Source organism: Wenzhouxiangella limi, assembly GCF_010499265.1.
GTDB classification, from domain to species: Bacteria; Pseudomonadota; Gammaproteobacteria; order Xanthomonadales; family Wenzhouxiangellaceae; genus Wenzhouxiangella; species Wenzhouxiangella limi.
In genome coordinates, this window is record NZ_JAAGSC010000035.1 from 1 (window position 1) to 9461 (window position 9461).

Genomic DNA, 9461 nt, shown 5'->3' on the forward strand with positions numbered 1-9461 from the left:
ACCGCGTCGCCCAAGTAGATGGGATGGCGAATGCGGCCGAACAGCCCACCGGCGCACACCAGCACCGGCTGCCCCGCCGCAAGCCGCCGGGCGCGCTTCATGATCAGGTGGTGCCAGATCGCAAACCCGCCGCCGGCCAGCACCAGCGTCAGAAACAGCGGATATTGCACGCGGAACAGCGCCGGCAGCCAATCGGGGTGAAACGAAAGCACCACAAAATGCCCGATCAGGGCAAAGCCGATCAGCACTTTGAGGCACCAATGGAAGTGCAACGGTCCGGGCATAAAACGTTTTCCAGTGTGTCGACCCGGTCTTGACTGGCCCTTAGCCCTGGTCAACCCCATCAAGCCGGTCCAGAACCGCCAGCGCCCTCTCTGCATCGGCCGCGGCGGCCATGCATTTGAATCGGTTTTCAGCATCGAAACTCGCAACCGCTTGAACGCTTAGCTCTTCCATCAACTTTTTGACGACAGCCGCGCAAGAGGCGGCGCAGCGAGCCATTGCCGAGGCTGACGTGATTCGCCTGTCCTTGGCCGACCAGGCGCGCTTTGCCGACGCGCTGTTGTCGCCACCCCAAATGCCTGTCCCGGTTTTTTGGCTCGGCCGACGCCTTATCTTTGTCGGTTGTGTTATGTCGGTAGTTGTTGACAATTACCGACGTTCCGCAACATCATGACACCATGGACAGTTCGCACCAGATCATTCTGAATCTTGCCGCGCAACGCGGCCTTATTCGCCCACGCGATCTCGAGGAGCGCGGCCTGCCAACGGTTGCGCTCACGCGGCTGGTGCGGCAAGGGCTGCTCCAGCGCGTGGGACGCGGCCTGTATGCGATTCCGGACCGACCCGTCTCGGAGTATGGCGCCCTGGCTGAGGTGGCTCGCAAACATCCGCAGGCCATCGTCTGCCTGCTGTCGGCACTGCGCATGCATGAACTCACCACACAGTCGCCGTTCGAGGTCTGGCTGGCGATCCCGAACAAGGCCCGCGCACCCAAGATGGATTATCCCCCGCTGCGCATCGTGCGCTTCTCCGGTACCGCACTGACTGAGGGGATCGAGGAACACTCTGTAGAAGGTGTACCGGTGCGGGTGACCAACGTCGCACGGACGGTGGCCGACTGCTTCAAGTTCCGCAACAAGATCGGCCTTGATGTTGCGCTGGAGGCGCTGCAGGAAGCCTGGCACGCCAAGCGTGCCAGCATGGATGAGCTTTGGCGCTTTGCTGTACTGTGCCGAGTGACCAATGTGATGCGACCCTACATGGAAAGCCTGCCATGAACCAACGCAACATAGCCGCCTCGGTAAGCGCCCAACTGCTCAATCGGGATATTTCCGATATTTCGGGACAGGCAACAATTGGAAGATTTCCTACCGGGCGGCGTGTTCATTTCCGATAGTCCGGGCCGCAGCCGTGGACAACAATGCCGGTATGACCTACCCGCGCAGCCAACTGGTTTCCGAAGCCGAACCCGGCTTCTATCACGTGGTCTCCCGCTGTGTCCGGCGCGCATTCCTGTGCGGCGAGGACACCGTGACCGGCCAGAGCTTCGAGCATCGACGGCAGTGGATCGAAGCGCGCATCCTGGAGTTGGCCGACTGCTTTGCCGTTTCCGTTTATGCCTATGCGGTGATGAGCAACCATTTTCATGTCGTGGTGCATGTCGATCCGGCCGCATCCATGACCTGGAGCGACGAAGAAATCGCCAGACGCTGGCTGGCAGCCTTTCCAGGTCCGCTCAAGCACAATGACAATCCGGAAATGGCCGAGCACTTTGCCCTGGCCATTCTCGGCAACCCAAGGCGTCTGGCGGAGGTTCAAAAGCGACTGGGCAGCCTGAGTTGGTTCATGAAAGCGCTGAACGAACCCATTGCTCGTCGAGCCAACCGCGAAGACAACTGCACGGGAAAATTCTGGGAAGGTCGGTTCAAGTGCCAGGCACTGCTGGAGGAACACGCAGTCCTTTCCTGCATGGCATACGTGGACCTCAACCCCGCCCGCGCCACGATGTGCGACACGCTCAAGGATTCTGACCACACCTCCATCCAGCGCCGGCTGCGCGAGCGCGATGGTCTGTCGGCAAAGATCAAGCCATGCAGCTCCATTCAGGAAAAAGCACTGCTGCCGGTCGCCGGACTGGATGCCGAGGCGCTATTGGGCATGACCGAGTCCAGTTACATCGAGCTGGTGCAATGGACGGGCGAGCAGGCGCGTGTCGACAAGCGCGGCAAGCTCAAGCCACTGGGCAAAGATCAGGGCCAGCGCACTGCTCCGGCCAACATCTGGGAAATCAGCAACCTCAAGACCTGGGTGCGTCAGGTCCAGGGCACGGAAAGCCACTACTACCGCGCGATTGGCTCGGCCGACGCCTTGATGGCCAAGGCCGAAAGCCTGGGGCAAACCTGGATGAAGGGAGTCGCCGCCGAAATAGCGCACAAGATTCTGCGCGAACGGCCGACCTGAGGAATTCGACAACCGAATTTCGAGCTGACCGGCTTGTTCCGGGGCTCGGCGTGTCTGCCGCGCCAGGTTTTGGTGGCTACAGGGTTCATCGCCCCCAAATCGCAACAGGAAAAAGAAGGGGGTGGGTCGGCGGGCGGCGGCGGCGGCGGCGGCAGGCTTTCAAATCATGCCTGTCCTGATTTTTTGGTTTTTTGGTTGATTTTTTGGTTTTTTGGTGATTTTTTGGTGGGAGCTTGACAAAGTTTGTCAACTTCGCTAATCTTCCGACGGTTTCCGCCCCACGGCATGCAACCATGACCACCATGAATGTTTCGCTTCCCGCAGAAATGAAGCGTTGGGTCGAACAGCAAGCCCATTCCGGCAGGTTCAGCAACTCCAGCGACTACGTGCGCGATCTGATCCGTCGCGATCAGGAGCGCCGGGCGAAAATCGCCCACCTTCAACAACTGATCGATGAGGGACTCGAGAGCGGCGTGTCGAATATGACCATGAGCGACATTCGACGAGAGGCCAGAAGCAAGCTCGCCGGTTAATCCGATGGCTTACCGCCTGACCCGGAAAGCCGCCGAAGATGTCGGCAGGATCTATGCGGATGGCACCGAAAAATTTGGCCAGCAGCAGGCCGACGCCTACCACGACCTTCTGGCGAACGCATTTCGTTTTCTGGCAGAAAACCCCCGCGCCGCCCGCATCAGGGCTGAACTGGCCGGCGACATCCGAATCCATCCCGTCAAATCACACATCGTGATCTACCAAATAGAACCGTCAGGGAAGATCCTGATCTTACGTGTTCGTCACGGACATGAAGACTGGGCAGACAATGTTACTGGCTAATTCAAACACCAGACCTTGAAAATCATGAAAATCAGGCCTGTCCTGGTTTTCCCAGTGGACCGGCGAACAGGCACGGCCCGACAAGCGCGGTCGGCTCAGGGTTCTGACTACGGAAAAAACAGGTACACCGGCTGATGTCTGGCAGATCAGTCATCCAAAGGCCTGGATTCGCCAGGTTCAGGGCACCGAAAGCGCGTACTTCCGCGCCATTGGCTCAGCCCAGGCGCTGATGGCGAAGGCGGAAAGCCTGGGTCAGGTCTGGATGACGGGCGTCGCAGGTGAAGCCGCACGCAAGATCCTGCGCGAACGGCCCAGCTGACATTCTCGGCAACCGAGATTCGAAGTGACCGGCTTGTTCCGGAGATCGGCGTGTCCGGCTCCCGGGATTAGTGGTGGCTGGCGGGCTGATCGCCACCGAAAGGACGGAGAATCAGACAACGCGTTGCGATTCAGCGACGACAGACGGGCAAGACGTTCAAATCATGCCTGTCCTGGTTTTTCACTCAGGACGATCTCGCTGCGCCTGCCCGAAACGCTGCTCGAACGCATCCGCATCGAAGCCAACAAGCGCGATATGCCCTACCAGTCGCTCATCAAGGCCTGGCTGGCAGAAGACGTCGAACGTCACCAGCGCTGAGTCGCCCCGGTGCTGGTTCTAACCGCCGGCCAAAACCGCCCCGTCCGCGCCCGCCAGGCGGCGTGTTGCTGGCCGAACATCTCGGCCATCTCGGCATCCTCGCGCTCGGCCTGACGCCGCAGCGCCCAGACCGCGACAACCAGCAGCCCCAGGCTGACGGCGGTGGCGGGGTAGACGGCAAAGGCGGTGTAGAAGACCGCGTCGCCCAAGTAGATGGGATGGCGAATGCGGCCGAACAGCCCACCGGCGCACACCAGCACCGGCTGCCCCGCCGCAAGCCGCCGGGCGCGTTTCATGATCCCGCTGTTCTTCGGCCACAATACGGTGCAGACTCTGGCGCGACATGTGCAGGCGGCGCGCCAAGTCCGTCTCAGTAAGCCCCTGTTCAGCACCTCTGTTTTCGGTACACTGCCAGCCATGCGTCTACGCCCGAACAGCCAGAAAATCATTCGAGATACCGTTGCCGAAGTTTTTGGCGCGGATGCTGAGGTTTTGCTGTTTGGGTCCCGACTGGATGACAAGGCACGCGGGGGCGACATCGACCTTCTGATCAAGCTCAATCGGCCCGAATCGCAAAAGCTCCGCAAGGAATTGACGCTGGTCGCCAGATTGCAGCTTCGACTGGGGGATCAACCCATCGATGTGCTGGTGATTGAGCCAGGCGAAAGTCTCAGCCCGATCAAGAGCATCGCGCTTCAGCAGGGGGCTCGATTGTGAGCGCGCAACTGGCCCGCCAGCGATTTATCGACACATATCGGATTGTCAGCAGGGAAAAGCGGCATCTGGACTACAGCTGTCAGAAGCTCTTTTCAACCGAACTCAGCATCCAAAACTTGACCAATTTGGACAGCAATCCGGAACTGGCCGAAACAATAGAAGCATTCGCGTCCAGATTCGGGCGCATGCAGGACACCATGGCCGGCAAACTGTTTCCGCGCTTCCTTGAAGCTCAGGCAGAGCCGACCGGCACACAACTCGAAACACTCCAGCGAATGGAAAAATTGGGCCTGGTGGACAGCGTCGAGCGTTGGCTTGAGGCCCGCGAGTTGTTTGGACAGACTTAAAGAAGCAATAGCTATTGCCTCCGCGAAGCCGATCAGGGCTTTCGCGCACCAGCGAACATGCGAAGATCCGGACATGATGTGCTCCGTCTAATCACGAACTGCAGCATATCCGCTCGCACGTCAATCTGGCATACTCACTGGTTGGGGAATCAATCGCGAAACGCCCGCCCATGCCGGAACTCCAGCAAGCGCTTGCCGACGCCAAAATAGCCATCATCGGCCTGGGCTATGTCGGACTGCCGCTAGCGCTGGCATTCGGGCAGTTGCGCCCTACCCTGGGGTTTGATATCGATGAGGCGCGCGTCGAGGAACTGCAGCGCGGTCGTGACAGCTCCCGGGAATGCAGCCCGGAAGAACTGGCAGCCGCGACCCAGCTGCGCTTTACCAGCCAGCCGGCCGACCTGGCCGATTGCCGCATCTTCATCATCGCCGTCCCGACGCCGATCAACAGTCACAAACGCCCCGATCTAAGCCACCTGGAATCAGCCAGCGAACTCGTCGGCCAGGCCCTCAAGCCCGGCGACCTGGTGATTTTCGAGGCCACCGTCTACCCTGGCTGCACCGAAGAAATCTGCGTGCCGATCCTGGAGCGCTTCTCGGACCTGCAATGCGCCATCGAGGCGGCCGAGCGCCACATTGACCCCACCAAGGTTTTCCACCTGGGCTACTCACCCGAGCGCATCAACCCCGGCGACATCGCCCACAGCCTGAGAAACGTGGTCAAGATCACCGCAGGCGCCACGCCGGAAGCGGCCGAGACGGTCGACCAACTCTACAACCAGATCGTCCAGGCCGGCACCCACAAGGCCAGCAGCATCCGCGTGGCCGAGGCCGCCAAGGTGATCGAAAACACCCAGCGCGACCTCAACATCGCCCTGGTTAACGAACTGGCCCTGATCTTCAACCGGCTGGGCATCGACACCCAGCAAGTGCTGGAAGCCGCCGGCACCAAGTGGAACTTCCTGCCCTTCCGCCCCGGCCTGGTCGGCGGGCACTGTATCGGCGTGGACCCCTACTACCTGACCCACAAGGCCGAAGAAATCGGCCACCACCCGGAAGTCATCCTGGCCGGCCGGCGCATCAACGACGCCATGGGCCAGTACGTGGCCCAGCAGGTCATCCGCCTGCTTGCCCACACCGGCAAGCCGCTCAAAGGCGCGCGCTGCCTGGTCCTTGGCCTGACCTTCAAGGAAAATTGCGCCGACATCCGCAACACCCGCGTGGTCGATATCATTCACGAGTTGCAAAGCTACGGCCTTGACGTAGACGCCCACGACCCCTGGGTCGAACCCGAACGCGCCGAAGCCGAACTGGCGCTGACGCTGCTCGAAAAACCCCAGCCCGGCGACTACGACGCCGTCATCCTGGCCGTCGCCCACCGCCAGTTCCAGACCGCCGGCATCGACCAGATCCGCCAGTGGGCCAAGCCCGACGGCGTGATCTACGACGTCAAGGGCGTCTTACCTGAAGCCCAAGTTCATGGCAGACTCTGAACCCATGAAACTCTCCGTCATCATCCCGGCCAAAAACGAAGCGGCGTCCATCGGCCCGGTGGTTGAACAAATCCGTACCGGCTACCCGGAAGCGGAAATCCTGGTGATCGATGATGGCTCCACCGACGCCACGGCCGAAACCGCCAAAACGGCAGGCGCTACCGTCGTCTCGCACCCCGCCAGCCTGGGCAACGGCGCGGCCATCAAGACCGGCGCAAGAAAGGCCAGCGGCGAGATCCTGGTGATGCTGGACGCCGATGGTCAGCATGATCCGGCCGACATTCCCCGCCTGCTGGAGAAACTGTACGAAGGCTACGACATGGCGATCGGCGCCCGCTCAGCCGGATCTCATGCCAACGCAGCCCGACTGGCAGCCAACGGCATATACAACGTTTTCGCATCGCTGATCACTGGCCACACCATCCCGGATCTGACTTCAGGCTTTCGAGCAGTCAAAGCAAAGCTCTTCCGCAACTTCATTTATCTATTGCCCAACGGCTTCAGCTACCCGACCACCATCACCATGGCATTTATGAGGGCCGGCTATCCCGTTGAATTCGTGCAAATCAAAGCACAGAAACGAGAGGGTAAAAGCCACATTCGACCGATCCGAGATGGGATTCGATTTTTGATCATCATTTTCAAGGTCGCTACGCTATATGCACCCTTGAAGATTTTCTTTCCAATGAGCGCCGTATTCTTTTCCATTGGAATAGCATATTATGCATACACCTATAGCACTATGGGGCGTTTCACGAACATGAGCATGTTGTTGTTCAGCGCCGCAGTCATAATCTTTCTGATTGGCTTAATCTCAGAACAAATTACCGCACTAAACTACAAGCAACCTAGCGACTGAGAACTCAACAAAGCGTAGTGGCGAACCATCGAAACGTCAGCAAAATAAATGTCGCCGAAACACGCTGCAATTAAGCTTGAAAGGCTTCTGCAAAATTTCTTGCAGCACACAAAACATAATCAGAACCACTATACATTAGCCGGACTAGCTATTTTTACTTTGGGTCTCTGGGCCTCACTCGTTTCTCTTAAGCTAGACCCAACTACTATCGCTATCGATTTGCTTCTAGTAAACGCTATCCTTGGAGCCCCGACAGCACTGGCCTTGAACGCCTTAGGACTGAAAACCAGCGCCTCAGCGGCGGGGACAAATATCACCTTTGCTGATGCACTACGTGTGACGGCCACTGCAACCGCCAGCAACGTGCTCCCCATTCCAGCTGGGGCAATTTATCACACAGGCGCCATCGCTTCACGTGGCGTATCTATCGCTGTTGCAGGAGGATTTATTGCCATAGGAAGCCTTCTCTATCTCACCCTGATCGCTACACTTATCGGTATGGTGATTATCAAATCTAACTTCGCCTTAGGTGTGGGCCTACTTATAACTGGATCTATAGCATCTGTTTGCTTGATAGCTCTTATTGCGGTAAAAAGCACTTGCAGGATTGCCACCCTTTTTCTATTAATCAGAATCCTGAGACTAGGTGTAATGGTTCTTCGGGTTTGGCTATGCTTTTCAATCATTGATGTTTCGGCAGATATTACTCAAGCTGGAGTTGTTGCGGCATCTGTATCCATTGGAACTCTCGTAGCGGTCATGCCCGCAGGATTAGGTATAGCTGAAACTGTTGCAGCGGCGCTGTCGATAACGGTCGGCCTGCCAGCCGCCGCGGGCTTCACCGCTGTTGCCATCAACCGCGTCATGACAATTCTGGTGGCTTTGGGAATGGCATTGATCTTCTATCTTCAGGCTTTTATCAGAGGAAACTACAATGCAAACTAAGTACAGAAAAAAGGATTTAGCCTTTGTAACTTCGGGTGGTCGGACAGGCACTCAATTTTTTGGGGACCGCCTTAGTGAAGTTATTTCAAACTGCCATTCTGAACACGACCCTGACATACTCTCTATCTTTATAGAAAGAGTGGGGCAACGTATTGCAACATTTGGTTTCCAGCACATGATACTCGGCAAAGCTCTTGGCAGATCTGGTATCCGTGCTGTCGGCCAAGCATGGCTTACTAATCGATCCGAAGAAGCGGAATGCCTCGCTAAGCTTCGAAACGCTCGAAGCGCTTTCCACGAGAAAATAGACGCTCCACTGATAATTGAAAGTAATTCGCAGTGGTGGATGGTGTCTGACCTAATTCATAAAGTGTGGCCTGATGCGAAAGTTATCGCTATAGTTAGAGACCCCGGAACGTGTCAACCTTTTTCCAACAGATCGGCGCATTTTTCTATGTAACAACCTCGGGTAGCTCGAGGCTGACCGGGGTTGGTACGGTTTTGAAGCTTTCCGGGTCAGCCAGGACCTGCTCGGCCGGCTGTCCATCGTCGGGATTGATGCAAACTCGTTCTGGCGGTCGCTTGACGATGGGTGGTCCATTGACGTAGCGCTCGGGGTGGTCGGCATAGTGCCGATCCATCGCCGCCTGCCGTATTTGCCAGACCGTCTTGACCTGACCGGTATAGACATCCTCCGGCGTGAACAGGGCCAGCCCCTCGTGCGGCCGCCGGTTATAGGCCGGGAAGAAGACCTGACACCATTGCCGGGCATGCGCCTCATCCCGGAACCGACCCGGGTAGCTGGGCCAGTACTTGGTGGTCTTGAACTGACTCTCGCTGAAGGCGTTGTCGTTACTGACCCGGGGTCGAGAGAAGCTCTGCTCCACGCCCATGCCTGACAAGAGCTCAGCGAAGCTGTGGGCGATCATGGGTGATCCGCGGTCCTGATGGACGATGAGCCCTTCGGTGGCGATCTGGCGTCGGTTCAGAACCTCGGAGAACATGTGCCGGGCCAGACCGGCATTCTCCTTGCGCGACACCATCCAGCCGACCACGCGGCGGCTGAACAGGTCCAGGATGACGTAGAGGTTCAGGTAAAGCCCTCGGGTCAGGGTCGGCAGCTTGGTGATATCCCAGGTCACGATCTGGTTGGGTGCCGTGGCCTC

15 protein-coding genes and 1 pseudogene are annotated in these 9461 nt (G+C 58.1%); 13 read left to right on the plus strand and 3 right to left on the minus strand.

Features of this window, described 5'->3' with window-relative positions; genetic code table 11:
• On the minus strand, positions 1–419 hold a 419-nt coding region (locus G3I74_RS04635), incomplete at its 3' end, for a hypothetical protein (protein WP_164210426.1).
• Positions 420–463: 44 nt separating this feature from the next.
• Here G3I74_RS04635 and G3I74_RS04640 point away from each other — a divergent pair.
• The 7 genes and pseudogenes from G3I74_RS04640 to G3I74_RS16290 form a co-directional block, all read left to right on the plus strand.
• A complete protein-coding gene (locus G3I74_RS04640; RefSeq protein ID WP_203594543.1) occupies positions 464–676 on the plus strand; it encodes a type II toxin -antitoxin system TacA 1-like antitoxin in 213 nt (70 codons plus the stop codon).
• Between the two features lie 4 nt (positions 677–680).
• On the plus strand, positions 681–1280 hold the full coding sequence (locus G3I74_RS04645; RefSeq protein ID WP_164210427.1) for a type IV toxin-antitoxin system AbiEi family antitoxin domain-containing protein: 600 nt from the start codon (positions 681–683) through the stop codon (positions 1278–1280).
• A gap of 133 nt (positions 1281–1413) precedes the next feature.
• Positions 1414–2463: a transposase gene (locus G3I74_RS04650; protein ID WP_203594544.1), complete on the plus strand. Its 1050-nt coding sequence runs from the start codon at positions 1414–1416 to the stop codon at positions 2461–2463.
• 33 nt (positions 2464–2496) lie between these two features.
• Positions 2497–2700 carry a hypothetical protein gene (locus G3I74_RS04655; RefSeq protein ID WP_203594545.1) on the plus strand — a complete coding sequence of 68 codons (204 nt, stop codon included), beginning with the start codon at positions 2497–2499 and terminating at the stop codon, positions 2698–2700.
• Between the two features lie 56 nt (positions 2701–2756).
• Positions 2757–2996, plus strand: a complete 240-nt coding sequence (locus G3I74_RS04660; protein WP_164210429.1) for a type II toxin-antitoxin system ParD family antitoxin — start codon at positions 2757–2759, stop codon at positions 2994–2996.
• A gap of 4 nt (positions 2997–3000) precedes the next feature.
• On the plus strand, positions 3001–3297 hold the full coding sequence (locus tag G3I74_RS04665; protein ID WP_164210430.1) for a type II toxin-antitoxin system RelE/ParE family toxin: 297 nt from the start codon (positions 3001–3003) through the stop codon (positions 3295–3297).
• A gap of 499 nt (positions 3298–3796) precedes the next feature.
• Positions 3797–3934: pseudogene (locus G3I74_RS16290) on the plus strand (CopG family antitoxin); the annotation flags it as partial.
• Here the strand turns inward: G3I74_RS16290 and G3I74_RS04675 are convergent.
• Positions 3922–4230, minus strand: a complete 309-nt coding sequence (locus G3I74_RS04675; protein WP_164210431.1) for a methyltransferase family protein — start codon at positions 4228–4230, stop codon at positions 3922–3924. The pseudogene G3I74_RS16290 and the gene G3I74_RS04675 sit on opposite strands and share 13 nt — an antisense overlap.
• Between G3I74_RS04675 and G3I74_RS04680 the strand changes: the two genes are divergently transcribed.
• From G3I74_RS04680 to G3I74_RS16295, 6 genes are all read left to right on the plus strand, one after another.
• Positions 4229–4651 carry a nucleotidyltransferase domain-containing protein gene (locus tag G3I74_RS04680; protein ID WP_338063059.1) on the plus strand — a complete coding sequence of 141 codons (423 nt, stop codon included), beginning with the start codon at positions 4229–4231 and terminating at the stop codon, positions 4649–4651. The two genes, G3I74_RS04675 and G3I74_RS04680, sit on opposite strands and share 2 nt — an antisense overlap.
• Positions 4648–4998, plus strand: a complete 351-nt coding sequence (locus G3I74_RS04685; protein ID WP_164210432.1) for a hypothetical protein — start codon at positions 4648–4650, stop codon at positions 4996–4998. The genes G3I74_RS04680 and G3I74_RS04685 overlap by 4 nt, the downstream gene beginning before the upstream one ends.
• A gap of 170 nt (positions 4999–5168) precedes the next feature.
• On the plus strand, positions 5169–6491 hold the full coding sequence (locus G3I74_RS04690; protein WP_164210433.1) for a nucleotide sugar dehydrogenase: 1323 nt from the start codon (positions 5169–5171) through the stop codon (positions 6489–6491).
• A 4-nt stretch (positions 6492–6495) separates the two neighbouring features.
• A complete protein-coding gene (locus tag G3I74_RS04695; RefSeq protein ID WP_239056593.1) occupies positions 6496–7350 on the plus strand; it encodes a glycosyltransferase family 2 protein in 855 nt (284 codons plus the stop codon).
• Positions 7351–7398: 48 nt separating this feature from the next.
• Positions 7399–8295, plus strand: coding sequence for a hypothetical protein (locus tag G3I74_RS04700; RefSeq protein ID WP_164210435.1), 897 nt, complete (start codon positions 7399–7401; stop codon positions 8293–8295).
• Complete coding sequence (locus G3I74_RS16295; RefSeq protein ID WP_420823063.1) at positions 8285–8755, plus strand: sulfotransferase; 471 nt, start codon at positions 8285–8287, stop codon at positions 8753–8755. Before G3I74_RS04700 ends, G3I74_RS16295 begins: the two co-directional genes overlap by 11 nt.
• Here G3I74_RS16295 and G3I74_RS04705 read toward each other — a convergent pair.
• Positions 8748–9461: DDE-type integrase/transposase/recombinase (locus tag G3I74_RS04705; RefSeq protein ID WP_164209440.1), on the minus strand; the 714-nt coding region annotated here is incomplete at its 5' end. The two genes, G3I74_RS16295 and G3I74_RS04705, sit on opposite strands and share 8 nt — an antisense overlap.